The sequence below is a fragment of the Bifidobacterium callitrichos genome, assembly GCF_008698085.1.
Lineage (GTDB): Bacteria > Actinomycetota > Actinomycetes > Actinomycetales > Bifidobacteriaceae > Bifidobacterium > Bifidobacterium callitrichos.
This window is the reverse complement of the sequence record NZ_RZJP01000001.1, coordinates 86285-111511: the sequence shown is the minus strand read 5'-3', so window position 1 is coordinate 111511 and position 25227 is coordinate 86285. Positions and strand designations below refer to the sequence as shown.

Here is a 25227-nt window from a genome sequence, read left to right as displayed (position 1 = left end):
CCGCATGCGAATGCCCGCTTTGCCAAGTCAGCGGGCAAGGCCCCTACGCCTGATGCAGGGCGCGGTATCGGTGTTTGAGTCCCTCGCGCAGCACCTCGCTGTAGTTGACGCCATGCTGTTCGCCGAACGTGTCGAGCTGTTGGTTGGTCTCGAGGGAGTCCTCAGCGAGCACTCAGCCCAGCGCTGTTTAGCTTCAGCGCAACAATCTCGCGAAATCACCCTTGATCTCCCGAATTTGTTGCACTGACTTGGGCTCAGCGCAACAATCTCGGGAAGTGTGGCCTGATTTCGCGAATTTGTTGCGCTGAGGTGGCTGAGGTACCTTTGGGCACATGACACTGGGGCACATGACCCACGAAACGCCGCGAACCGCCGCGCGAAGGAACAATGGGACAACGGAAACGGGACAGACCCGGAAGAAGACCCCGAAGAAGACGGGAACAGAAACGAGAACAGAGATCCCAATAAAGACCTCCACAGAGATCTCGATGAAGAAACCAACAAAGACCTCGATAAAGGAACCGACAAAGACTCCAACAAAGACGCCGGCAAGGGCTTCAACAAAGTCAACGACGGAGAAATACGCACGGGGGACGCGGTCGTACACGATGTCGCACATCCGGGGCAAGGACACATCGATCGAGGTGATGGTGCGCAGCTACCTGTTCCGCCGCGGACTGCGGTTCCGCAAGAACGACAGGCGCTACCCCGGCCATCCGGATGTGGTGCTGCCGAAGTACCGTGCGATCGTGTTCGTCAACGGGTGCTTCTGGCACATGCACGAAGGATGCCCGAAATACTCGATGCCGAAGTCGAACGTGGAGTTCTGGACCGCGAAGCTCCTGCGCAATCACGAACGCGACGTCGCGCAAAGAGCCGCGCTGGAACGGGACGGATGGCGGGTCATCACGGTGTGGGAGTGCGAACTGGCGAAACCGGTGCGCGAGGACCGTCTGACGCGTCTCTACAATAAGATCGTCGGAAACCATCGGGGATAGCGCCATGGATAGCTATGGATTATGGATAGCTATGGATAGCGCTATATGGAATTATGGAATCAGGATCGTTCTTTCCGGCGCAACAATCTCCCGAAAGCAGCCTTGAGTTCCCGAAATTGTCGCGCTGAGTCAGGGGCAGCGCAACAAATTCCGGAAATCACCCCTATGCTCCGGAGATTGTTGCGCTGGGACGAAGTCAGTGCAACAATCTCGGGAAACCAAGGGAGATTTCCGGAAATTGTTGCACTGACACAGCGAGATAGGTCCCCGCTGCATAAGCCACGTGAGCTACATAAGCCACATAAGCTACTTGCGCTTCTTCTTCTCGCGGATGTTCACCGAGATCTGGATCGGCGTGCCCTCGAAACCGAACTCCTCACGCAGCGAGCGTTCGATGTAGCGACGGTAGCCATGCTCGAGGAAGCCGGTGGCGAAGATCACGAAACGCGGCGGACGCGTCGAGGCCTGCGTGGCGAACAGGATTCGCGGCTGCTTGCCGCCGCGCAGCGGGTGCGGGTGGGCGGACTGCAGCTGGCCGAGGAACGCATTGAGCTTGCCGGTCGGAATGCGCTTGTCCCACGATTCGAGCGCCTCGCGCATGGCCTTGGCCAGACGGTTGGTGTGCCAGCCGGTCTTGGCGGACAGATTCACGCGCTGCGCCCAGGTGACGCGGTCGAACTCGGTGGCCCACAGACGTTCGAGACGCTGCTTGTCGAACTCGTCCATCGCATCCCATTTGTTGAACACGAGGACGATGGCGCGTCCCGCGTCCACGGCGGAGCTCATGACCTTCAAATCCTGATCGGAGATCGGCACGGACGCGTCGAACAGGACGAGCGCGAGCTCGGAGCGTTCGATGGCGGCCTGCGTGCGCAGCGACGAATAGTATTCGGCACCCTGCAGCTTGTGCTGGCGGCGCTTGATGCCGGCCGTGTCGATGAACAGCCAGTCCTCGCCGTCGATGTCGATGACCTCGTCGACCGGATCGCGCGTGGTGCCCGCCAGATCGTTGACGACGGAGCGCTCCTCGTGCGCGAGCTGGTTGAGCAGCGACGACTTGCCCACGTTCGGACGGCCCACCAGCGCCACGCGGCGCAGACCGTACGGCGTGAGGAATCCGGAGGTCTTCTGCGCCTTCCTCAGGCTGTCGAGCGCCTCGTCGAGCAGATCGCCCACTCCCCTGCCGTGCATGGCGGAGATCGAGTGGGGCTCGCCCAGACCGAGCTTCCAGAATTCGGCGGCCAGGTATTCGCTTTCACGGTCGTCGATCTTGTTGACGGCGAGCGTGACCGGCTTGCCGGAGGCACGCAGCATCCTGACGATGCGTTCGTCCGTATCGGTCAGGCCGACCTGCCCGTCGACGACGAGCACGACGGCGTCGGCGAGATGCACGGCGACCTCGGCCTGCGAGGCGATGGCGGAATCGATGCCCTCGACGTCGACCTCCCAGCCGCCGGTGTCGACGAGCTTGAAGTCGGTGCCGGCCCATTCGGCGTCGTAGCTGACACGGTCGCGGGTGACGCCCGGCGTGTCCTCGACGACGGCGACACGCTTGCCGAGAATGCGGTTGACCAGTGACGACTTGCCCACGTTCGGACGCCCGACGATGGCGAGCACGCCGACCGGCTTCGGACCGGACTGGCCGTCCGACGTGGAGACGACGCCGTTGCGCTCGATCAGCGCCTCGTCGCCCTCGTCCAGATCGTAGTCCTCGAGGTTGGCGGCGTACTGCTCGTACTCCTGCTCCTCGATGGCGTCGTCGACGAGCCTGACGAGCGTGTCGAGGGTCTGCTCGAAGGTCATGTCCGAGTTGTCGATGGTGGTGACGCCGTCCGCGGCGGTCAGGAAGCTCGTGGTCTTCGCGTCGATACGATCGCGGGCCGCGACGTCCTCCGCGCCGACTCCGGCGGCACCCACGGACTGGCCGGTGCGGCGGGCCTGACGGACCTCCTCGCGGGCGGTCAGCAGGACGCGTACCTCGGCATCGGGGGCGACGACCGTGGTGATGTCACGGCCCTCCGCGACGATGCCGAGACCGCCGGAGAAGGAGTCCTTGGACTCCTCGCGGGCGATGTAGGCGCGCTGGGCGGCGATGAGCACGTTGCGTACCGGGATGATGCCCGACACCTTGGAGACGTGCGTGGAGACCTCGGAGGAGCGGATCGCCTCGGAGATGTCCTCGCCGTCGGCGCTCACGGACGGATGGTCCGGATCGACGGAGATGTCGAAGTGGTCGCCGGTGAAGAACTCGCCGACCGTCTCGGTGACGACTCGCTCGTCGGGCTCGGCGACGTCGAGATCGATGCCCTGCTTCAGGCACCACCATGCGCAGGCGCGGTACATCGCGCCGGTGTCGAGGTAGGCGAAGCCGTAGTACTTGGCCAGCGCCTTCGACGTCGAGGATTTGCCGACGCCGGCGGGCCCGTCGATGGCGACGCGGATCACAGGCCGACCTCCTTGGCCAGGGAACGGACCTCGGCCTGGCTCAGCACGCGGTAGGAACCGGACTTGAGCTCGCCGAGCTTGATCGGGCCGATCTGGGTGCGTACCAGACGCTTGACCGGGAAGCCGATCGAACCGAAGATTCGGCGCACGATGCGGTTCTTGCCGGAGTGCAGCACGACCTTGACGATCGTGGCGTCACGGCTCGAGTCGATGATCGCGCAGTGGTCGAGCTTGATCCATCCGTCGTCCAGCTGCACGCCGGTGGTGACCAGACGGCGGCACACGGTGCCGGAGATCTTGCCCTCGAGGGTGGCGACGTAGGTCTTCTCGACCTCGTACTTGGGGTGCATGACGTGTTGGCTCAGCTCGCCGTCGTTCGTCATGAGGATGAGGCCTTCCGAATCGTAGTCCAGACGGCCCATGTGGAAGATGCGCTCGTACTTGTCGCCGACAATGTCGCGCAGCGTGTAGCGGCCCTTCGGATCCTCCATGGCGGACAGGACCCTCTTCGGCTTGTTGAGCGCAAGCGTGATGTGGTTGTTGTTGATGCGCACGCGGGATCCGTCGACGCGGACCTGCTGGTGCGTGGGATCGACGCGGGTGCCGAGTTCGGTGACGAGCTCCCCGTCCACTTCGACTCGGCCTTCGGTGATCATGAGCTCACACTTGCGGCGGGAACCGAATCCGGCCTGAGCGAGCAGCTTCTGAAGGCGAACGCCTTCCTGATTGTCTTCATGCGCCTTTCTGGCGCGGGAATATGCGTTTGGCATCGTTCTCCCAACGTGGCCTTAGGTGTATTTCCAAATCCGATAGTGTATCGTGACCTCCGGTCCAAACCGGCCCGACGACGCGCGGCACTGCTAGACTGGCAGCGTTCCGCGGGGTGTGCCCGGAGCGGAACGAAGTATCGCAATGATCGAAGGATTGATATGACATCACAGGACAACGTTACGAAGGAACAGCCGTGGCCGCTTCGGGTGGGGGCCGAGCTGGCCGGCACCTTCCTCATCTGCTTCGCCGTCTACGTGTTCAGCACGTTCGGCACGGTGGTCTTCTCCGCCAATCTCGCCTATATCGCGATCGGCACCGGTCTGGCCTACGCCGCCGCGGTGTACGCGCTCGGCTGGGTCTCCGGCGGCCACTTCAACCCGGCGGTGACGGTGGCGGCCATGCTCACCGGTAGGACGAAGCTCGTGGACGGCGTCCTGTACATCGTCTTCCAGACGCTCGGCGCCGTGCTTGCCGGTCTGCTGGTCAGGTTCCTGCTGCCCACCTCGAGCACGGTGACGATCTCGCAGTGGCTGACCACCGCGGTCAACGGCTTCGACAAGGGTTCCGTCGCCTACACGACGCTCAACCAGTACGGTCTGAACGTCTCCATCACGCAGGCGATCGCGGTCGAGGTCGTGGCCGGCGTGGTGGTCGTGGGCGTCGCGATGGCGAACTACGGCAAGTGCCGCTATGCGCTCGCGACGGCCGTCGCCTACACGTTCGCCACCGCCGTGGCCTTCCCGATCACCGGTGCTGCGCTCAATCCCGCCCGTGCCACCGGCATCGCCGTGGCCTCGCAAAACCAGGGTCTGTCGGTGGAGCCGCTGAGCCAGCTGTGGGTGTTCTGGGTGTGCCCGATCCTCGCAGCGGCACTGGTCGCGCTGGCGATGATCGTCATGCAGATGGTGCACACGCCGAAGGCCGCGGGCGATGACCCCGCGCAGATCGGCGGATACGACGAGGCCGCCGACTCCGGGAAGGAGCCGACGGCCGATGCCTCCGATGGCAACGCCCAGGAACCGTTCGAGACGGCCGGAGCATCCGAGGCGTCACAGGAAGTAGCCGGAGAAGTAGAGGACCAGCAGTCCGACGCCAAGGCAGATGCCGATGGTGGTGTCGAACGCCACTGACCTCACCTTCCATGGGCTGCGTTCGCGCATGATCAGGCGCAGCAGCCCCGTACCGATGGCCGTCACGGAGATCAGCACCGTGGCGGCCATCGTGTATCCGAGGACCGCGATCACGCCGGAGGCGATCACCGCCACGGCGACGCACCATTCGAACCACGGCTTGCCCTCGTGGTCCTCGGAGACATAGGGATGATTCTTCATGGACTTATCGACCCGATCGCTCGATCAGTGGAAGAAGTGACGGGTTCCGGTCAGGTACATCGTCACGCCGGCCTTCTTCGCGGCCTCGATGACCTCCTCGTCGCGGATGGAACCACCCGGCTGGACGATGGCCTTGACGCCGGCGTCCATCAGGGTCTCGGCACCGTCGGCGAACGGGAAGAACGCGTCGGAGGCGGCCACGGAACCGGTGGCGCGGTCGGCGCCGTCCGCCAGCGTGTTCGCACGCTCGACGGCCAGATGGCAGGAGTCCACGCGGTTGACCTGACCCATGCCGATACCGACCGTGGCCTGATCGTGCGCAAGCAGGATGGCGTTGGACTTGACGCAGCGGATGGCGCGCCAAGCGAACACGAGATCCTTCAGCGTGGCCTCGTCGGCGGGTTCGCCGGAGACGAGCTTCCACGCGTCCGGATCGTCGCCGGTGGCGTTGATGAGGTCCATGTCCTGCACGAGCAGGCCGCCGTCGATCTGACGGAACTGCGTGTGGCCCTTCGGCGGCTCGGCCACCTTGAGGATGCGCAGGTTCTTCTTCTTGGTCTGGAGCAGCTCCAGCGCCTCGGGCTCGTAGGCCGGGGCGACGATGACCTCGGTGAAGATCGGACGCACGCTTTCGGCCATTTCAAGGGTGACGGTGCTGTTGCACGCGATGACGCCGCCGTAGGCGCTCACCGGATCACAGGCGTGGGCCTTCCTGTGGGCCTCGGCCGCGGTGGCTCCGATGGCGAGACCGCACGGGTTGTTGTGCTTGACCACGGCGACCGCGATGGACGGCGCCATATCCCACACTGCGCGCCATGCGGCGTCGGCGTCGACGTAGTTGTTGTAGCTCATCGGCTTGCCGCCGAGCTGCTCGGCGTGCGCGAAGCCGTTGCGGTCCAGCGGATCGAGGTACAGGGCGGCCTGCTGGTGGGAGTTCTCGCCGTAGCGCAGTGTGTGCGCACGATCCCAGGTGCGGGTGAATGCGGCCGGGAACTTGGCGTCGTTGACCGGATGGTCCTCGTCGTCGTGATCGGTTTCGACGATGGTGGCGGGCTTGGGCCAGTGCTTGGCGGTCCACTCGTTGATCGTCGCGTCGTAGGCGGCGGTGTGGGCGAACGCCTTGCCGGCCAGCCAGCGGCGCTCCTCGAGGGAGAAGCCCTCGCCGTTCGAGATGCGCTCGGCGACCAGCGCGTAGTCGGCCGGATCGGTGATGATCGCGACGGTGGCGCTGTTCTTCGCGGCGCCGCGCACCATGGACGGGCCGCCGATGTCGATCTTCTCGATGGTGGCGGCCTCATCGGCGCCGGAGCGCACGGTGTCGGCGAACGGGTACAGGTTCACGACGACCAGATCGAACGGCTTGATGCCGAACTTCTCCAGCTGGGCGGCGTGGTCCGGGTTGGTCATGTCGGCGAGGATGCCGGCGTGGATGTGCGGGTCGAGGGTCTTGACGCGGCCGTCGAGGCACTCGGGGAACCCGGTGACTTCGCTCACTTCGGTGACGGGCACACCCAGCTCGGCCAGACGCTTGGCGGTCGAACCGGTGGATACGACCTCTACGCCGGCCTTGATGAAGGCCTCGGCGAGCACTTCGATGCCTTCCTTATGGAAGACGGAGACCAGCGCCCTCCTGATCGGACGATTGGTTGTTGTCATCGTGTTCCTCCTTTGATGGTTGTTCACGCTTCACGTTTTGCGCCGAACGCACGACTCTGCCGGCCTTCGGTGTCTTGCCCGCCTTGCCTTCGGCCACGCGGACGGCACGACGCTCGTCGGCGGCCCTGACGGGCTGCACACGGCCCGGATCCCCGTCGGACGTCCGCTCGACATGTTCCGTGCGCGGCGAATGGTCGGCGTGATGCTCGACAATCCAGTGTATCCCGTAGACGGCCGCCAACACTACGGTGACGACGAGCCATGCGCTCGTCAGCCCGAATCCGAGCGCGCGGGCCACCGCCGCCGTCGAGGGGACGACGTCGACGCCCACATGGGCGAGCCGCTGGTGGCCGAGCGGGCCGTTCGACAGCGCGAAACCTGCGGCCGACAGTCCGATCGTGGCCGCGGCCACGGCGACGAGCACGCCGGCATGGCACAGCATCGTGACGATCAGACGCTTCAGCCCGTCGGCGTCGCCGAACGCGACCGGCCTGATCTTCATCGGGCCGGGCAGCAGCATGGCGAGCAGGGTGAGGACCGCGTAGACGGCGGGGATGACGCATTGCAGGATCAGACGGATGCGGTCGTCGCCCACCCCTTCCGGCATCAGGCCGAATACCGGCAGCGGCGGCAGCCCCGCGGACTGTCCCGCCCACATGGTGAAGACGCCGAGATCGCCGATGTGGAATCCGGCACCCAGCAGCCACGAGAACGCCCAGACCATGAGGTTGGGCAGCCACGCGCACGAGGCGATCGTGGTGAGGATGCGCGAGCCGTTCTCCATGCCGTCCATGTCGAACAGGAGCGCCATGCCCTGCCAGTCGCGTACGATCCATACGATCACGACGACAAGTCCGGCGACGCATGCCACGATGAACATGACGGTGACGAGCAGCAGTGCAAGCGCCACGGCGTCGTAGGCCCGCGCGCCGACACGTTCCCTGAACGCGGTACGCGCGTCGGACATGAGCCGCGAGCCCGGCAGCGCGCCCAGCAGGTATCCGACCGTCCAGATCGCCGCGGCCTTGGCGATGATGGTCAGCGGCGGATCCTCGAGTTCGATGGACGTGCCGTTGGCGCACATGAGGTCGAGCACGATCCATATGCCGAGACCCACCGCCCAGTTGATGATGTTTCCCCCCGCCTTGCGCGCGCATTGCGCGATGAGCGCAACCAGCAGGATGGTCAGGAGCAGGGGCGTGATGCCGACGCGTACCGTGCCGAGGGAAAACCCTACGCCCTGGCTGAGCAGGATGACGGCCTGGGTCAGCGGAACGGCGGATGTGGGCAGGTTCTCGCCGCCCTCCTCCATCGAGATGACCAGCAGCATCAGCGCGATGAAGCAGCCGAGCGAGATCGCATAAAGCGCCATCGCCCCGAGGGAGGCGACGGCGCCCTTGATGACGATGGCGAGATATCGTGATTTCAGTTTCACTGATCGAGACCCGCAAGCACCTCACGCATGATATCGGCGGCCTGGCCTGGCGTGCGCCCGACGCGGATGCCGACGGCTTCAAGCGCTTCCTTCTTGTCCTTTGCGGTGCCCTTGCCGCCGGAGACGATGGCGCCGGCGTGGCCCATCTGCTTGCCTTCGGGGGCGGTGAAGCCCGCGATGTAGGCGACGACCGGCTTGGTCATGTGCTCGGCGGCCCACTGTGCGGCGTCCTGTTCGGCGTTGCCGCCGATCTCGCCGATCATCATGACGGCCTTCGTGTTCGGATCAGCCTCGAAGGCCTGCAGCGCCTCGAGCAGCGTGGTGCCGACGATCGGATCGCCGCCGGCGCCGAGGCACGCGGTGAAGCCGATGTCGGACAGCTCCCCCATCAGCTGGTAGGTGAGCGTGCCGGACTTGGAGACGAGACCCAGCGGACCGCGGGAGACAATGCCGTCGGGGATGATGCCGAGGTTGACGCCGTGCGTATGCTCGGACGAGGCCAGGGTCATGAGCCCGGGGCAGTTGGGACCAACCACGCGTGCGCCGTGCTGCAGCGCGAGCTCGACGAAGTAGGCGGAATCGGCGACCGGAATGCCTTCGGTGATGACGACGATGAGCTTGATGCCGGCCTCGATGGCCTCGACCACAGCGTCCTTGGCGAAGCGCGGCGGCACGAACACGACGGATGCGGTGGCACTGGTGGCCTCGCGAGCCTCGGCGCAGGAGCCGTACACGTGGATCGTGGCGTCCTGGCCGTCCTTGGCGGCCGGGAACGTGACGTCAAGACCCGCCTTGCGGGCGTTGACGCCGCCGACGATGTTGGTGCCCGCCCTGAGCATGCGGGCGGTGTGGGTCATGCCCTGATGACCGGTCATGCCCTGCACGATGACGGGAGCGTCGTCTTCAATGAACAGCACCATCAGTTGGTCTCCTTGGTCTTCTGCGCGTTGGCCGCGATGCGTGCGGCCTCGCTTGCCGCCTCCTCCATGGTCTGGGCGACATGCACGTTCGGGGTGTTCGATTCGGCGAGGAGGGCGAGACCCTCGGCAGCGGCGTTGCCGTCGAAGCGCACGACGATCGGCTTGGTGCCGCCGAGCGTCTCGACCGCCTCGAGGATGCCCTTGGCGACCTGCTCGCAGGAGGTGATGCCGCCGTACACGTTGATGAACACCGACTCGACCTGCGGATCGGACAGCACGATCTCGAGGCTGGCGGCCATGACCTCGGCCGAGGCGCCGCCGCCGATGTCGAGGAAGTTGGCCGGCTTGATGCCGGTGCCCTGTTCCTCGCCGGCGCCGGAGACGGCGTCGAGGGAGCTCATCACGAGACCCGCGCCGTTGCCGATCACGCCGACCTGGCCCTTGAGATGCACGTAGTGCAGGCCGTGCTCCTTGGCGCGGCGTTCGAACTCGTCGTTGGCCATCGGATCGGCGAAGCGCTTCCAGCCGTCGTGACGGAACGCGGCGTTGTCGTCGAGGGAGATCTTGGCGTCAAGCGCGCACAGGCTCTTCGAGGACTCGTCGTCCGGATCGCCGATCTTGGCGAGCGGGTTGATCTCGACGAGCGTGGCGTCGTTCTCCTTGAAGCACTTCCACATCTTGAGCAGGATCTGCGCCGCCTGATCGACGTCAGCGTGGTAGAAGCCGATGCTCTCGGCCATCCTGGTGGCGGCCTCGAGATCGAAGTCGTCGAGCGCCTCGATGTGCAGGCGCTTGACCGATTCGGGGTGCTCGCGGGCGATCTCCTCGACCTCGGTGCCTCCGTTGGCGGTGGCGAGGACGTCGTAGTCGCGCGAGGTGCGGTCCACGGAGATGGACACGTAGTATTCGTGAAGGATGTTCTTGCCCTCGGCGACGAGCACGCCGTTGACCTTGTGCTTGTGGATGGTCATCGGCAGGATGGCCTCGGAATCGAGAATGGCCTCGTCGCGGGTCTTGGCGAGTTTGACGCCTCCGGCCTGACCGCGATGGCCGATCTTGACCTGCGCCTTGACGACGCAGGGGTATCCAAGCTGTTCGGCGGCTTCGGCCACCTCATGCGAGTTCTGTGCGTAGATGGCCTTCGGCGTGGGGATACCCTGCTCCTCGAGCAGTTCGCGCGCCTGATATTCGTAAAGATCCATTGCTCTTTTCCGTTGCGTGTGATTGTCGATTGATTACCCGTGGGTCCGCCGTTTGCCTTCCAAACGACGGACCCACGGATCGTCGGCCTCGACTCAGGCCGGCATGGAGATGAGCGTGCTGACGGGGACCTCGCCGAGCTTGTCGAGCCCGTCGAGCCCGTCGAGCGCCATCACGAAGCTGAAGCCCGCGATCGTGCCGCCCGCCTTCTCGATGAGGTCGGCACCGGCCTTGGCGGTGCCGCCGGTGGCGATGAGGTCATCGACGATGAGCACGCGCTCACCGGGCTTGACGGCCGCGGTCTCGATCTCGACGCTGGCGGTGCCGTACTCCAGATCGTAGGATTCGCCGATTGTCTCGGGCGGAAGCTTACCCGCCTTGCGGATGGCGATGAACCCCTTGCCCAGATGATGGGCGAGAGCGGGGCCGAACAGGAAGCCACGCGATTCGAGGCCTGCGATGGAGTCGAACTCGTCGGCCGGCAGCGGCAGGGCCGCCTCGAGTGCGTGCATCAGCACGTCGAGGCCTCTGGCGTCGGCCAGCACCGGCATGAAGTCACGGAAGATGATGCCTTCCTTCGGGAAGCCGGGAATGGAGCGGATCAGGGAGACGAGGTACTCGGCGTCGCTCTGACCGACCTTGGCGAGATCCTTGATGACGATGTCGCTGTCGGCCATGATCACTTGGCTTCCTTGTCCGCGTTCACGGCGTTGTCCGTGCCGGCCTCGGCGTTGTTCGCCGCGACGGAGTCCTCGACGTTCACCTGGGCGACGTCGGACTTGGCATCGGACGTGACGTCGGACTCGGCGGCATCGTTCTCGGCGATCGGGTTGCCGTTCTCGTCGACCTCGTCATCGGAGACGTAGGCGGGGCGCACGTATTCGCGGGAGATCGCGTTGAAGCCGACGCGGAGCCTGCTGCCTTCGGAGTCGATGACGACCTCCTCGTACTGCTCGTCGACGGAGACGACCTTGCCGATGATCTGGCCGATGGTGATGATCTCGGTACCCGGCTGGAGGCTGGAGCGGAAGTCCTTGACCTTCTGCTGCTGTTCCTTGGCCTTCTTCTGCTGCCACCACATCATGCCGCCCATGACGACGACGAGCACGATGATGAAGATAAAACTGGAATCCATGACGATGATTTCCTTCCGGTCGGGAAACAATGACTAATCCGAATAACGACTAATCCAAAATATAAAGTCTAGAAAAGCTTGCTGACATCGTTCCCGTCCGCATCGGCATCCGGCCGTATGCCGAGATGCCTCCACGCCTTGTCGGTGGCGACGCGGCCCTTGGGCGTGCGGATGAGGAATCCCTCACGCACCAGATACGGCTCGCACACGGTCTCCACGGTCTCCGATTCCTCGCCGACCATGGCCGCAAGGGTGTTGAGACCCACCGGACCGCCGTTGAAGTTCCTGACGATGGCGTTGAGCACCGCGATGTCCAACCGGTCGAGACCCTCGGCGTCGATCTGGTAGAGGGACAGCGCCTCCCTGACGTCATCGGGGCCGACGGAGGGCAGATCATGAACGATCGCCCAGTCGCGCACGCGGCGCAGCAGACGGTTGGCGATACGCGGCGTGCCGCGGGAACGCAGCGCGAGCTCGTGGGATGATCCCTCGTCCAGAACGATGCCGAGCACTCCGGAGGAACGCTCGACGAGCTTCTCCAACTCCTCCACCGGATAGAAGTCGAGGTGGGCGGTGAAGCCGAATCGGGCGCGCAGCGGCGAGGGCAGCATGCCCTCGCGCGTGGTGGCGCCGATCATCGTGAAGCACGGCAGCGTGAGCGGGATCGACGAGGCGCCCGGCCCCTTGCCGACCATCACGTCGACGCGGAAGTCCTCCATCGCGATGTACAGCAGCTCCTCGGCCGCACGCGGCAGACGGTGCACCTCGTCGACGAACAGCACCTCCCCCGCGTCCAGCGAGCTCAGGATCGAAGCGAGGTCGCCGGCGTGCTGGATGGCGGGACCGGAGGTGATGCGGATCGGCACACCGAGCTCGTTGGCGACGATCATCGCCAACGTGGTCTTGCCGAGGCCCGGAGGGCCGGCGAGCAGGATGTGGTCCGGCGGCACCTCGCGCTTGCGCGCCGCGTCGAGGAACAGCTGGAGCTGGGCCTTGAGACGGGGCTGGCCGATGAATCCGGCGAGGGCGTGGGGGCGCAGCTCCTCGTCGCTGACCGGTTCGTTGCCGAGCGGCTGGGAGGAGACCATGCGCAGCGACTCCTCGTTGGCCCCGATGTTCTCGTTGCCCTGCGGCTGGGCAAGTTCGGCGCTGATGTACGGTTCGTTCATGTCCGTCTATCACCGCCCTCTGTCCAGCGAGGCGAGGGCCAGACGCAGCACTCTGGGCACGTCCGTCTCTGCGATCGGCGTGGTGATGCCATTGTCCTCCAAGGCGGCATGCACCGCGTATTCGGCGTCCTGTTCACGCCAGCCAAGGGACATGAGGCCCTCGATGACCTGTGCGGCACCCTTGTCCTCGACTCCGGCGGTCGTCACGGAGGTGCCGTTCTCCTCCAGAGCCTCCAGATCGATGGACCCCTTGAGCTCGAGGATGATCTTCTGCGCGCCCTTCCTGCCGAGACCGGGAGCCTTGGCCAGGGCTGCGGCGTCGTTGTCGGCGATCGCGCGGGCGAGCTGGGTGGGGTTGAGCGTCGAGAGCAGCGACAGCGCCACCTTCGGTCCGATGCCGTTAACCTTGATCAGCTGCAGGAACGTGCGCTTCGCCGCGGGCTCGAGGAACCCGTACAGCGTGATCGCATCCTGCGAGACGTTGAGATAGGTGTAGACCCTCGCCTCCATGCCGCCATGGACGCGGGAGAGGTCGGCCGAGGGCATGCGCACCTCGTAGCCGACTCCCCCGACCTCGATGAGCATGGCCGAGGCATCCACCGCATCGACCATGCCGCGTAACGAACCGATCACGACACCTCCTATCGAACAACTGTTCGACAGTGTATCACACGGTATCGCACGCGGGCATCACATGCAGGTATCGCACAGACATCACATGCCGCGGTCGGCGTTGATATGGCGCTTCGTCGCCTTCTTGGCGGCATCGGCCCACTGCCGCTGCGCGGGCGTCAGATGCTCCTCGCGCTCCCCGCCCTGCAGCGCGCCCGCGGGACGCAGGGCGTGGCAGATCGCCAGCGCGAGCGCATCGGCCGCGTCGGCGGGCGTGGGCATCCTGTTGAGGTTGAGGATGCGCGTGACCATGCGCTCGACCTGTATCTTCTGCGCCTGGCCGTTGCCGGTGATCGCGAGCTTCGCCTCGGTCGGCGTGTGCAGCGCCACCGGGATGTTGCGCTGCGCTGCGGCGAGCATGGCCAGTCCCGCGGCTTGCGCGGTGCCGAGCACGGTGTTGCGGTTCGACTGGGCGAACACGCGCTCGATCGACACGGCATCCGGAGCGTAGGTCTCGATCTTGTCGACCAGCCCGTTGTAGATGGAGAGCAGACGCAGATCCTGCGACACATCGGGCGACGAACGCACGACGTCGACGTGAATAAACGAAAGCCGGCGGTGTGCGCCGGCTTCGATCACGCCGACCCCGCAGCGTGTGAGCCCGGGATCGACGCCAAGGATGATCACCTCGGATTACTCCTCGTCAAGCTGTTCCATGACCTCGTCGGAGGCGGTCCAGTTGGAGTAGATGTTCTGCACATCGTCCAGATCATCGAGGTTGTCGATGAGCTTGGAGACCTTGCGCGCATCGTCGAGGGTCAGTTCGACCTCGTTCTTCGGGCGCATGACGATATCAGCGGAATCGTAGTCGAAACCGGCGTCCTGCAGGGCCTTGCGGACGGTGTGCAGGTCGGACGGGTCGGTCACGACGGTGAACACGTCGCCATCGTCGACGACGTCCTCGGCACCGGCGTCGCCGGCCTTCTCGAACAGGTCGTCGAAGTCGACACCCTCGGACGGAACCTCGATCTGGCCCTTGCGCTCGAAGTTGAAGGACACGGAGCCGGAGGTGGCCAGAGAGCCGTTGCCCTTGGTCAGGGTGGAACGGACCTCGGCGGCCGCGCGGTTGCGGTTGTCGGTCAGGCACTCGATGATGAGGCCGACGCCGGCGGGGGCGTAGCCCTCGTAGACGATGTCCTCGTAGTTGGCGCCGCCGGCTTCCTCACCGGAGCCACGCTTGATGGCGCGCTTGATGTTGTCGGCCGGCATGGAGGCCTTCTTGGCCTTGTAGACGGCGTCGTAGAGGGACGGGTTGCCGTCCGGATCGCCACCGCCCATACGGGCCGCGATCTCGATGTTCTTGATGAGCTTGGCGAAGAGCTTGCCGCGCTTGGCGTCGATGGCGGCCTTCTTGTGCTTGGTGGTCGCCCACTTGGAATGACCTGACATAATGCTCCTAGCAGGTTGACGGATAATGGACAAACGAAACGATTGTAGGGCGGTTAGCCGACAATCGGCTTCGTCCGATCAATGTCGTCGATCGGACGAAGCCGGTCGGGGAACCGCCCCGCGGCTCGTATCAGAACCGCTCGGAGTGTCTCACTCCTCGGTGTCCTCGGTCGCGGCCTTGAAGTCGTCGGCCGAGTTGACCTGGACGCGCTTCTTGATGACCTCGAGGATCTTCGCGCGCGCCTCGTCGACCGGCACGCCGTTGAGCTGGCTGCCGTCGCGGAAGCGGAAGCTCACCGCGTTGTTGTTCATGTCCTCCTCGCCGACGATGAGGATGAACGGTGCCTTGGACTTGGAGGCGTTGCGGATCTTCTTGCCGAAGCGGTCGTCGGAGTAGTCGATCTCGCAGCGGACCATCTCGTCCTCGAGGCTCTTGACGAAGCCGGCGAGGTGCGGGGCGAACTCGTCCGCGACCGGCACGCCGAGCACCTGCACCGGGGCCAGCCACGCCGGGAACGCGCCGGCGTAGTGCTCAAGCAGCACGGCGAAGAAGCGCTCGATGGAGCCGAACAGCGCACGGTGGATCATCACCGGACGCTGGTGGGTGCCGTCGGCCGCGATGTACTCGAGCTGGAAGCGCTCGGGCAGGTTGAAGTCGAGCTGGATGGTCGACACCTGCCAGGTGCGGCCGATCGCGTCGCGGGCCTGCACGGAGATCTTCGGGCCGTAGAACGCGGCGCCGCCCGGATCGGCCACGAGGGTCAGGCCGGAGTCCTTGGCGACCTCGGCGAGCGTGTTGGTCGCCTCCTCCCAGATCTCGTCGCTGCCGACGTACTTGTGCTCGTCCTTGGTGGACAGCTCGAGGTAGAAGTCGTTGAGGCCGAAGTCCTTGAGGACCTTCAGGACGAAGGTCAGCAGGTTGGTCAGCTCGCCCTTCATCTGCTCGCGGGTGCAGTAGATGTGGGAGTCGTCCTGGGTAAGGCCGCGCACGCGGGTCAGACCATGGACCTCGCCGGACTTCTCGTAGCGGTACACGGTGCCGAACTCGAACAGGCGCAGCGGCAGCTCCTTGTAGGAGCGCTGGCGGGACTTGAAGATGAGGTTGTGCATCGGGCAGTTCATCGGCTTGAGGTAGTAGTCGAAGCCCTGCTTGGTGATGTTGCCGTCGGCGTCGCGCTCCTCGTCAAGGCGCATCGCCGGATACATGGAGTCCTTGTACCAGTGCAGGTGGCCGGAGGTCTCGTACAGGCCGCCCTTGGTGATGTGCGGGGTCTGCACGAAGCTGTAGTGGTACTTGCGGTGCATCTCGCGGGAGTAGTCCTCCATCGCGTTGATGACGGCCGCGCCCTTCGGGTGGAAGACGGCCAGGCCCGGTCCGATCTCCTCCGGGAAGGAGAACAGGTCCATCTCGGCGCCGAGCTTGCGGTGGTCGCGCTTGGCGGCCTCCTCAAGACGCGTCTGGTAGGCCTTGAGATCCTCCTTGGTGGCCCATGCGGTGCCGTAGATGCGCTGCATGGTCGGGTTCTTCTCGTTGCCACGCCAGTAGGCGGCGGCGGAGCGCTCGATCTTGAACGCCTTGATGAAGCGGGTGTTCGGCAGGTGCGGTCCGCGGCACAGGTCCTTCCACACGACGTTGCCGTCGCGGTCGACGTTGTCGTAGAAGCTCAGCTCCTTGCCGGAGATCTCGGTGGCCGTGGAGGGGTCGAGATGCGCCTCCTTGTCCTTGATGAGCTCGATCTTGAACGGCTGATCGGCCTCCTCCGCGAGCGCCTCCTCCTCGGTCGTCACGCGGCGGCGGAACGACTGGGAGGACTTGATGATGCGCTGCATGTGCTTCTCGATGTTCTTCAGATCGTCCGGCGTGAAGGGCTGGTCGACCTGGAAGTCGTAGTAGAAGCCGTCCTTGATGATCGGACCGACGCCGAGCTTGGCGTTCGGGAACAGTTCCTGCACGGCCTGGGCCATGACGTGCGTCGCGGAGTGACGCATGATGCCGAGGCCGTCCTCGGAGTCGAGCGTGACGGATTCGACCGTGTCGCCGTCAGCGAGCGGGGTGTACAGGTCGCGCAGTTCGCCGTTCAGGCGCACCGCGATGATGTCCTTGTCGTCCGCGAAGAGCTCGACGCCGGTGGTGGTAGCTTCCACCTCCTTCGCCTCGCCGTTGACTGTGATGGAGATGGAGCTTTGCGCCATGATGTGTCCTTTGCTATCGGGGCCCGCGTTACTAATGGGCAGGCCTGGACTGTGTGATCAACAGTGGACACGATAGGCACGATCGGCGACATGCGCAAGCCGCGTTCGAGTATCGAACGGATTGATGAAACCGGCCATACACGGTTCACGGCCCATTCGAGGCCGGTTCATCATCGGTTCATCGTCGATTCATCGCCGGCTCAGGCGCGCTGCACCAGCCATTGCGCTGCGACCTTCTTCGAGGGGAACACGCCCTGCGCGCCGTTGGCCCCGTCGGCCAGCCACATGCGCTTCAGTCCGAAACGCTGCTTGCGCACCGTGCCCGCTCCCGCTCCGTCGTGGAGCACGGCGAACACGCCACGCTCTATCCTCATGATCCTGACGTCCATGATCCCGGCCTCCTTGCCGTAATCTCTTGTTCGTTATCTGCGATGCTAACGTCGACACGCGCGACGCGCCGTCCGGAACACGCGGAGAGGTTGCGGCGAAGGCTCCGATGCATCCGAACACACAGAAAAGCCGCCGGCGATGCGCCGACGGCTTGTTGGGCTCCTGCGGCTGGGCTTGAACCAGCGACCGTCCGATTAACAGTCGGATGCTCTGCCAACTGAGCTACGCAGGAATATTCAGTTTTCTCCACCCGAGCCTCTCGGCTCGACCGAAGTAGCTCCTGCGGCTGGGCTTGAACCAGCGACCGTCCGATTAACAGTCGGATGCTCTGCCAACTGAGCTACGCAGGAATGGCTTGCTCACAGGATCTCTCCCGTTCGCACAAGACGTGTACTTTACCGTGAGGCCAGTGGAAACGTCAAATTCGGCGTGTCTACATCGAACACATCTACATCGAGACCCTGGTCAGGGGCATTGCGGAGTCGATGGGGAAATCGGGGGCGCTGGGCCTGACGCCCGCCTCGACGAGGTTCACGCCGAGCATGGCGACCATCGCACCGTTGTCGGTGCACAGCTTCAGTTCGGGGATGCGCACCTCGATGCCGTTGCTGCGTCCGAATTCCAGCAGCTTCGCGCGCAGCTGCGAGTTCGCGGAGAATCCGCCGCCGACGATCAGCGTCTTCGAATCGTACTGGCGGCAGCCGCGCATCGCCTTTCTCGCCAGAACCGTGGCCACCGAATCGGCGAGCGAGGCGCACACGTCGTCGACGGGGATCTCGCGGCCTGCGGCCTGCTCCCCTTCCACCCAGCGGGCCACGGCGGTCTTGACGCCGGAGAAGCTGAAGTCGTAGGGGTGCCTTGCGCCGGCCTGCCCTTGGGTCAGGCCCTGCGGCACCTTGATGGCGTGCGGGTCGCCCTGCTGGGCGTGACGGTCGATATGCGGGCCTCCCGGGTAGGGGAAGCCCAGCAGGCGGGCGACCTTGTCGAAGCACTCCCCCGCCGCGTCGTCGAGCGTCGTGCCGACCACGTCGATGCGGCGCGCCACGTCCTCGACGTGGAGCAGCGACGTGTGCCCGCCGGAGACGATCAGGGCGAGCGTGTCGTCGGGGAACGGGCCGAACTGCAGCTGCGTGACCGCGATGTGTCCGATCACGTGGTTGATGCCGTAGATCGGCTTGTTCGCGGACCATGCGAGGGCCTTCGCGCCGGAGACGCCCACGGCGAGGCATCCGGCGAGACCGGGGCCGGCGGATACGGCGATCGCATCCACATCGGACAGTTCCAGACCGGCGTCGGCGAGCGCCTTGGATACGCATGGCACGAACGCCTCGGCGTGCGCGCGCGAGGCGATTTCGGGGATGACGCCGCCGTATCGCGCGTGTTCCTCCATCGAGGAGGCGACCACGTTGGACAGCAGCGTGCGTCCTTGGACGATGGCGGCCGCCGTTTCGTCGCAGGTCGATTCGATGCCGAGCACGATGGGTTCGCTCATCGTTTGTCTTCCTCCCGTTCCTTGTGTTCCTTGCCCTGTTGCCTGCCGCTGCCCGTCCCGGAGTCCGCGAATCCGATCACTCGTGGGGCGAGGTCCAGAGCCATGGTGTACGCGTCGATGTTGCCGGGCTGGTAGTAGCGTTTGCGCAGTCCCATGCGCGTGAAGCCGAATCGTTCGTAGAGCGCGAGTGCGGGGTCGTTGTCGACGCGCACTTCGAGCAGCATGCGTGCGGCGCCCTGGCCGCGCGCCTCGTCGATGAGCGTGGCCAGCAGCTTCGCGGCGATGCCTCGACGCTGGTATGCGCCCGAGACGCCGATGGTCATGAGCTCCGCGTCGTCGCCGTCGTACCAGAAGCCCGCGTATCCGACGATGGCGGAGGTGTCGTCCACGCAGACGTAGTAGGTGCGGGCGGGGGCGTCCAGCTCCTCGCGCACCATGTTCTCGCTCCATGCGCCGCGGCCGAACAGTTCGCGTTCGAGTCGCGCGACGGCACCGACGACGACGTCACGGTCGAGTTCGTCGATGGGCGTGATGCGCAGGCCGGACAGTCCGGCCTGCGTCGGCTGTATCGATTGCGTCGGCTGCGTCATGCTTGCGGACCTGCCGTTTCGGCCCCGATTCCGGTCTTGACCCCATCCGCGCGCGTGGCACTCTCGTGGCCGAGCACGTGCTTCAACGGCGCGGGGATCTCGGCGTCGGGTCGGCGCAGATAGAGCGGTTCGACGGGCGGCTGCGCGTCGCCGCGCGCGGTGCGGCCCGTTGCGGTCGCGGCGAATATGTCGAGTCCTCTGGCGCCGAGGTCCAGCACGGACCGGTCGGTCACGTCGCCGAGACGCTCGATCCCCTGCCATGCGGCGGCGTATTTGGCGGCGCCGTGTCCGGCCACGTCGACGATGTAGTCGACGCCGTCGCGTTCGGCATGCTCGGTCACGGCCGCGTTGACGCGTTCGACGATGCGTTCGGGGTAGTCGATGTCCATGGCGATCCAGCGCCTGTCCGCCGCCTGGAAGTCGGGCAGGCTGATGGATCCGTGGTTGAGGCAGAAGTACAGCTGCTTGCGTCGCGCGTCGTTGACGCATAGGGTGACGTGACGATCCAGCTCCTGTGCGGATTGCGAGGATTGCGCGGATTCGGCCGCCATCATCTCGCCCTGCACGTCGAGGATGTTCTGCCCGATGAGCGTGGCGCCGGTGGCGAATGCGATGGCCTTGGCGGCGACGATGCCGGCGCGCAGGCCGGTGAACGGTGCGGGACCGGTACCCACGATGACGGTGTCGATGTCGGCGGGGTTCAGTCCCGCCTCGCCGACCGCACGGGCGATGTTGGGCTGGAGCCGTTCGACATGGGTGCGCGAATCGGTTTCGATGATCGGCTCATGCCCCACGACGCCCACGGTCGAACCGTATGACGTGTCGATCACCAGTGTGCAGCCCATGAAACCTCCCTATGATCGGAAAAAGCCTCTAGCGAGTGTACACCCGGCCGCGGCGCGTACGTCACAGCGTGAAGTCGGCCCAGCGGGGGCCGACGGGCACGAGCGTGACGATACGCGTGCCGTCGCCGGTGAGTTCGCCGTCCGGCCCGTAGGCGGCCGTCCCGTCGTCGGTATCGTCCAGCGGGCGGGCGATGTGGATCTCCAGACGTTCGGGGGCGAGCGCCGCGACCATCTGCTCGCCCCATTCCATGAGGATGACGGTGTCGTCGTCGGTGTCCTCCAGCTCCTCGTCGAGTCCCAGCGATTCGAGCTCGTCGAGGAGCCGATCGACGGCCGCCTGGCCGGGCGCGTAGTCGGCGCCGCCGAGACGGTAGGCGTCGACGTGCACCAGATGGGCGGGGCCGCCGTCGGCGAATCGTCCGTCGAGTTCGCGGGCGATGGTGAACGTGGGCGAGACGATCGGCTCGCCGATGCCGAGACCCTCGCCGAATCCCTGTGCGAACGTCGTCTTGCCGGCGCCCAGCGGTCCGGACAGGAGCAGCACGTCGCCGCCGCGGACCTTCCCCGCGATGCGGCGGCCCAATGCGTGCATGTCCTCGCCGGTGGGCACTTCGATGCGGATGGTTCCGTTCCCGTTGGTCATTTCGTCCTCCTTCATCGTTCTATCGGCCGTCCCATCGGTCGTTCTATCGTCCCTTCGTCGCGATCGTCTCGATGCTGCGCTCGAGCGCGTACATCGGATCGCCGCCGCTGGTCTTGCTCTGCTCGTCGGCCCATGCGAGCATCCGTATGCAGGCGGCCAGTCCCTGCGACGTCCATCCGCCCAGACGGACCTTCTGCAGCATCCAGCTTGGCATGCCGGCCTCGGCCGCGGAGATCGCACCGGTCTTGACGGCCGACGCCTTGGCCACGGTGCGCAGCTTCGCCGCAAGCGCGCCGATCAGCGCGATCGGAGCCGTGCCCTGTTCGACGGCCGAACGCATCATGACGATCGCGTCGGCGGTGCGGCCGGCCAGCGCCGCGTCGGCGACGGCGAATCCGGTGACCTGCGGATTGTCGGTCAGATACTGGTTGACGCGGTCCAATCCGATCGGATCGTCGTCGAAGTCGAAACACAGCTGTCCGCACATCGCATCGAGTTCCCCGGTGCGATCGCCGAGCACGTCGACGAGCTGCTGGGCGGCGAGCGGTTCGACGCGTCGGCCAAGCCGTTCGAAGCGGGACAGGACGAAGTTGAGCTTCGCCTCCGGCTTCTTCAGGTCGGGCACCTCGTCCTTCGCCGCTCCGGCACGCACCAGCTGGTCGACCAGACGCCTGCCCTTCTGTCCTCCCTCGTGGCGGCAGATGACGCGGCTCGCGTTCGGATCGTCCGCCGACTCCCTGAGATAGGCGAGGATCGCCTCGCCGAGCTTCTCGTCGGCGGATTGCAGATTGTCCACCCGCACGACCGCGGTTTCGGCCAGGAGCGAGGGGCTCACCGCCTCGTCGAAGGCGTACCGGTCGGCCGACGCCGCGTCGATCTCGATGAGGTCCGCATCCGGTCGGGTCTTGAGCGCCTCATCGCATAGTTCGCGTGCGGTACGCGCGTTGAGGTAGGCGTCTCCGCCGAACACCACGCGCACGAGCGCGTCTCCTGCCTTTGTTGCCATGATCTCCATCACCCCACACCCGTTGGACAACGGGCGCGGAAAGACGGGACGGGCCATGGCCGATCGCAGCGGAATGCTCCGATCGGCCACGGCCCGTCATGACTTGCGCGGCGAATGCGGCAATCACTTGCGCATGAGGTTCCTCAGCACGTACTGCAGGATGCCGCCGTTGCGGTAGTAGTCGGCCTCACCGGGGGTGTCGATGCGCACGACCGCGTCGAACTCGGTGGTCGAACCGTCCTTGTGCGTGGAGGTGACGTGCACCGTCTTCGGGGTGACGCCCGTGTTGAGCTCGTCGATGCCGGCGATGTCGTAGGTCTCGGTGCCGTCAAGGCCGAGCGACGTGTACGACTCGCCTTCGGGGAACTGCAGCGGGAGCACGCCCATGCCGATCAGGTTGGAGCGGTGGATGCGCTCGAAGCTTTCGGTGATGACGGCCTTCACGCCGAGCATCAGCGTGCCCTTGGCGGCCCAGTCGCGCGAGGAGCCGGTGCCGTACTCCTTGCCGGCGAGGACCACGAGCGGCGTGCCCGCGGCCTTGTAGTTCAGGGAGGCGTCGAAGATCGTCGACGGCTTGCCGGTGGTGAAGTCGTAGGTGAAGCCGCCGGGCGTGACCTCCTCGCCCACGGAGGCGAGCAGCTGGTTGCGCAGGCGGATGTTGCCGAACGTGCCGCGCACCATGATCTCGTGGTTGCCTCGACGCGAGCCGTAGGAGTTGAAGTTGCGCGGTTCGACGCCGCGCTCGGTCAGGTACTTGCCCGCCGGGCTGGACGCCTTGAACGCGCCGGCCGGAGAGATGTGATCGGTGGTCACGGAGTCGCCGAGCAGGGCGAGCACGCGGGCGCCGTGGATGTTCTGGACCGGATCCGGCGTGGACTTCATGCCGTCGAAGAACGTCTGACGGCGCACGTACGTGGACTTCGGATCCCACGCGAACAGTTCGCCCTCGGGCACGTCGAGGCCCTTCCAGCGGCGGTCGCCCTCGAACACGGAGGCGTAGTCCTTGAGGAACATCTCGCGGCTGACGGTGCCGTTGACCACGGCGGCGACCTCCTCGTTGGTCGGCCAGATGTCCTTGAGGTACACGTCGTTGCCGTCCTTGTCCTGGCCGAGCGGCTGGGACTCGAAGTCGAAGTCCATCGTGCCGGCGAGCGCGTACGCGATGACGAGCGGCGGCGAGGCGAGGTAGTTCATCTTGACGTCCGGGCTGATGCGGCCCTCGAAGTTGCGGTTGCCGCTCAGCACGGCGGTGACGGTCAGATCGTTGGCGTTGATGGCCTGGGAGATCTCGGGCAGCAGCGGGCCGGAGTTGCCGATGCAGGTGGCGCAGCCGAAGCCGACGAGCTGGTAGCCGAGCGCGTCGAGGTCGTCCTGCAGGCCGGCGGCCTTGAGGTAGTCGGCGACGACCTGGGATCCCGGGGCGAGCGAGGTCTTGACCCAGGGCTTCGGGGCGAGGCCCTTGGCGTGCGCGTTGCGGGCGATGAGGCCGGCGGCGATCATCACGGACGGGTTGGACGTGTTGGTGCACGAGGTGATGGAGGCGATGGCCACGTCACCGTTGTCGAGGTCGAAGTCGCCGCGGAAGGACGTGGAGACGGGCACGGACTCCTTGACGGTCCTGTCGGTCTCGTACGCGGGCAGCGTGTCCTCGAACACCTGCTTCGATTCGGACAGCTTGATGCGGTCCTGCGGGCGCTTCGGGCCGGCGATGGACGGCACGACGTCGCCCAGGTCGAGCTCCATGTATTCGGAGTATTCGGGTTCGACGTAGTTCGGGTCCTTGGCGTCGCCCCACAGCTTGTTGGCCTTGGCGTAGGCCTCGACGAGCGCGACCTGGCTCTCGGAGCGGCCGGTCAGGCGCAGGTAGTCGAGGGTCACGTCGTCGATCGGGAAGATGCCGCAGGTGGAGCCGAACTCGGGGCTCATGTTGCCGATGGTGGCGCGGTTGGCGAGCGGCACGGAGGCGATGCCCTCGCCGTAGAACTCGACGAACTTGCCGACCACGCCGTGCTGGCGCAGCATGTCGGTGATGGTCAGGACCACGTCGGTGGCGGTGACGCCCTCGGGGATGGATCCGGTGAGCTTGAAGCCGACGACGCGCGGCACGAGCATGGAGATCGGCTGGCCGAGCATGGCGGCCTCGGCCTCGATGCCGCCGACGCCCCAGCCGAGCACGCCGAGGCCGTTTTCGGTGGTGGTGTGCGAGTCGGTGCCGACGCAGGAGTCGAGGTAGGCAAGCTCGCGGCCGTCGCCCAGTCCGGAGGCCTCGGCCGACTTGGTCATGATGACCTTGGCAAGGTATTCGATGTTGACCTGGTGGATGATGCCGGTTCCCGGCGGCACGACGCGGAAGTTGCGGAACGCCTGCTGACCCCAGCGCAGGAACTGGTAGCGTTCGCCGTTGCGCTGGTATTCGATGTCCATGTTCTGCTCGACGGCGTCGGCGAGCGCGTACTTGTCGATCTGCACGGAGTGGTCGATGACCATGTCGGACTGGACCTGCGGGTTGATGACCTCGGGGTCGCCGCCGAGGTCCTTGACCGCGTCGCGCATGGTGGCGAGGTCGACGATGCACGGCACGCCGGTGAAGTCCTGCATGACGACTCGCGAGGGGGTGAACTGGATCTCGTGGCTGGGCTGGGCGTTCGGATCCCAGTCGAGCAGTGCGCGCACGTGCTCGTCGGTGATGTTGGCGCCGTCGATGTTGCGCACGAGGTTCTCCACCAGCACCTTGAGCGAGTAGGGCAGGTGGTCGATCCCCTTCAGATCGGCGATGTTGTAATAGTCGAAGTCCTTGCCGCCGACCTGTAGGGTCGACAGCTGGTCGTCACGTACGGACATACTTCCTCCGAAATCATTGGTCGGCTGCTGTTTGCCGTTGATTATCCACTTCGAATGGTACGGGTACGTTACTTTTCCTCTGGCGTGTCGGCTTGAAAGGTGAGAC

At 65.4% G+C, this 25227-nt stretch carries 25 protein-coding genes and 2 tRNA genes; 2 read left to right on the top strand and 25 right to left on the bottom strand.

All coding sequences use genetic code 11. From position 1 onward, the window contains the following. Positions 1–43: 43 nt before the first annotated feature. Positions 44–172, bottom strand: coding sequence for a hypothetical protein (locus EMB92_RS11785; RefSeq protein WP_263390615.1), 129 nt, complete (start codon positions 170–172; stop codon positions 44–46). 21 nt (positions 173–193) lie between these two features. Next, positions 194–619: a hypothetical protein gene (locus EMB92_RS11575; protein WP_223847581.1), complete on the bottom strand. Its 426-nt coding sequence runs from the start codon at positions 617–619 to the stop codon at positions 194–196. Between EMB92_RS11575 and EMB92_RS00480 the strand changes: the two genes are divergently transcribed. Further along, positions 609–998 carry a very short patch repair endonuclease gene (locus EMB92_RS00480; protein ID WP_263390614.1) on the top strand — a complete coding sequence of 130 codons (390 nt, stop codon included), beginning with the start codon at positions 609–611 and terminating at the stop codon, positions 996–998. The two genes, EMB92_RS11575 and EMB92_RS00480, sit on opposite strands and share 11 nt — an antisense overlap. A gap of 306 nt (positions 999–1304) precedes the next feature. Here the strand turns inward: EMB92_RS00480 and der are convergent, their stop codons facing one another. Beyond that, positions 1305–3443 carry a bifunctional cytidylate kinase/GTPase Der gene (gene der, locus EMB92_RS00475; protein ID WP_150393407.1) on the bottom strand — a complete coding sequence of 713 codons (2139 nt, stop codon included), beginning with the start codon at positions 3441–3443 and terminating at the stop codon, positions 1305–1307. Beyond that, complete coding sequence (locus EMB92_RS00470; RefSeq protein ID WP_043164228.1) at positions 3440–4213, bottom strand: pseudouridine synthase; 774 nt, start codon at positions 4211–4213, stop codon at positions 3440–3442. The genes der and EMB92_RS00470 overlap by 4 nt, the downstream gene beginning before the upstream one ends. A 159-nt stretch (positions 4214–4372) precedes the next feature. Here EMB92_RS00470 and EMB92_RS00465 point away from each other — a divergent pair, with 159 nt between their 5' ends. Continuing rightward, positions 4373–5344 (top strand): aquaporin, encoded by a 972-nt coding sequence (locus tag EMB92_RS00465; protein WP_043164230.1) that lies wholly within the window; start codon positions 4373–4375, stop codon positions 5342–5344. Here the strand turns inward: EMB92_RS00465 and EMB92_RS00460 are convergent. From EMB92_RS00460 to acnA, 21 genes are all read right to left on the bottom strand, one after another. Beyond that, entirely contained in the window at positions 5264–5545 is a 282-nt protein-coding gene (locus EMB92_RS00460; RefSeq protein ID WP_081887396.1) for a DUF3017 domain-containing protein, read from the bottom strand. The genes EMB92_RS00465 and EMB92_RS00460 overlap by 81 nt on opposite strands. Before the next feature lie 24 nt (positions 5546–5569). Beyond that, on the bottom strand, positions 5570–7201 hold the full coding sequence (purH, locus tag EMB92_RS00455) for a bifunctional phosphoribosylaminoimidazolecarboxamide formyltransferase/IMP cyclohydrolase (protein WP_043164235.1): 1632 nt from the start codon (positions 7199–7201) through the stop codon (positions 5570–5572). Further along, a complete protein-coding gene (locus tag EMB92_RS00450) occupies positions 7149–8636 on the bottom strand; it encodes a cell division protein PerM (RefSeq protein WP_052118982.1) in 1488 nt (495 codons plus the stop codon). The genes purH and EMB92_RS00450 overlap by 53 nt, the downstream gene beginning before the upstream one ends. Next, positions 8633–9556 carry a succinate--CoA ligase subunit alpha gene (gene sucD, locus EMB92_RS00445; RefSeq protein WP_043164237.1) on the bottom strand — a complete coding sequence of 308 codons (924 nt, stop codon included), beginning with the start codon at positions 9554–9556 and terminating at the stop codon, positions 8633–8635. Before sucD ends, EMB92_RS00450 begins: the two co-directional genes overlap by 4 nt. Continuing rightward, positions 9556–10758, bottom strand: a complete 1203-nt coding sequence (gene sucC / locus EMB92_RS00440) for an ADP-forming succinate--CoA ligase subunit beta (RefSeq protein WP_043164240.1) — start codon at positions 10756–10758, stop codon at positions 9556–9558. The genes sucD and sucC overlap by 1 nt, the downstream gene beginning before the upstream one ends. Positions 10759–10851: 93 nt before the next feature. Then, positions 10852–11433 carry an adenine phosphoribosyltransferase gene (locus EMB92_RS00435; protein WP_043164396.1) on the bottom strand — a complete coding sequence of 194 codons (582 nt, stop codon included), beginning with the start codon at positions 11431–11433 and terminating at the stop codon, positions 10852–10854. Positions 11434–11435: 2 nt separating this feature from the next. After that, positions 11436–11891 carry a preprotein translocase subunit YajC gene (locus EMB92_RS00430; protein ID WP_043164242.1) on the bottom strand — a complete coding sequence of 152 codons (456 nt, stop codon included), beginning with the start codon at positions 11889–11891 and terminating at the stop codon, positions 11436–11438. Between the two features lie 68 nt (positions 11892–11959). After that, a complete protein-coding gene (ruvB, locus tag EMB92_RS00425) occupies positions 11960–13060 on the bottom strand; it encodes a Holliday junction branch migration DNA helicase RuvB (RefSeq protein ID WP_150393406.1) in 1101 nt (366 codons plus the stop codon). Positions 13061–13069: 9 nt separating this feature from the next. Continuing rightward, positions 13070–13693, bottom strand: a complete 624-nt coding sequence (ruvA, locus tag EMB92_RS00420; protein ID WP_043164248.1) for a Holliday junction branch migration protein RuvA — start codon at positions 13691–13693, stop codon at positions 13070–13072. 81 nt (positions 13694–13774) lie between these two features. After that, positions 13775–14359, bottom strand: coding sequence for a crossover junction endodeoxyribonuclease RuvC (gene ruvC / locus EMB92_RS00415; RefSeq protein ID WP_043164250.1), 585 nt, complete (start codon positions 14357–14359; stop codon positions 13775–13777). A 6-nt stretch (positions 14360–14365) separates the two neighbouring features. Continuing rightward, positions 14366–15121, bottom strand: a complete 756-nt coding sequence (locus EMB92_RS00410) for a YebC/PmpR family DNA-binding transcriptional regulator (protein WP_043164253.1) — start codon at positions 15119–15121, stop codon at positions 14366–14368. A 150-nt stretch (positions 15122–15271) separates the two neighbouring features. Further along, positions 15272–17314, bottom strand: coding sequence for a threonine--tRNA ligase (gene thrS / locus EMB92_RS00405; protein WP_107043202.1), 2043 nt, complete (start codon positions 17312–17314; stop codon positions 15272–15274). Positions 17315–17514: 200 nt separating this feature from the next. Beyond that, positions 17515–17703 carry a hypothetical protein gene (locus EMB92_RS00400; RefSeq protein WP_043164256.1) on the bottom strand — a complete coding sequence of 63 codons (189 nt, stop codon included), beginning with the start codon at positions 17701–17703 and terminating at the stop codon, positions 17515–17517. A 160-nt stretch (positions 17704–17863) separates the two neighbouring features. Continuing rightward, a tRNA-Asn gene (locus EMB92_RS00395) sits at positions 17864–17936 on the bottom strand. A 45-nt stretch (positions 17937–17981) separates the two neighbouring features. Further along, positions 17982–18054: transfer RNA gene (locus EMB92_RS00390), tRNA-Asn, on the bottom strand. Between the two features lie 98 nt (positions 18055–18152). Beyond that, positions 18153–19196, bottom strand: coding sequence for a tRNA (adenosine(37)-N6)-threonylcarbamoyltransferase complex transferase subunit TsaD (tsaD, locus tag EMB92_RS00385; protein ID WP_043164259.1), 1044 nt, complete (start codon positions 19194–19196; stop codon positions 18153–18155). Beyond that, positions 19193–19786 (bottom strand): ribosomal protein S18-alanine N-acetyltransferase, encoded by a 594-nt coding sequence (gene rimI, locus EMB92_RS00380; RefSeq protein WP_081887397.1) that lies wholly within the window; start codon positions 19784–19786, stop codon positions 19193–19195. The genes tsaD and rimI overlap by 4 nt, the downstream gene beginning before the upstream one ends. After that, positions 19783–20631, bottom strand: a complete 849-nt coding sequence (tsaB, locus tag EMB92_RS00375; protein ID WP_052118983.1) for a tRNA (adenosine(37)-N6)-threonylcarbamoyltransferase complex dimerization subunit type 1 TsaB — start codon at positions 20629–20631, stop codon at positions 19783–19785. The genes rimI and tsaB overlap by 4 nt, the downstream gene beginning before the upstream one ends. A gap of 61 nt (positions 20632–20692) precedes the next feature. Beyond that, on the bottom strand, positions 20693–21274 hold the full coding sequence (tsaE, locus tag EMB92_RS00370) for a tRNA (adenosine(37)-N6)-threonylcarbamoyltransferase complex ATPase subunit type 1 TsaE (RefSeq protein ID WP_043164261.1): 582 nt from the start codon (positions 21272–21274) through the stop codon (positions 20693–20695). 43 nt (positions 21275–21317) lie between these two features. Further along, a complete protein-coding gene (gene holA / locus EMB92_RS00365) occupies positions 21318–22280 on the bottom strand; it encodes a DNA polymerase III subunit delta (RefSeq protein ID WP_043164402.1) in 963 nt (320 codons plus the stop codon). Positions 22281–22403: 123 nt separating this feature from the next. Beyond that, positions 22404–25121: an aconitate hydratase AcnA gene (acnA, locus tag EMB92_RS00360; protein ID WP_043164263.1), complete on the bottom strand. Its 2718-nt coding sequence runs from the start codon at positions 25119–25121 to the stop codon at positions 22404–22406. Positions 25122–25227 lie beyond the last annotated feature (106 nt).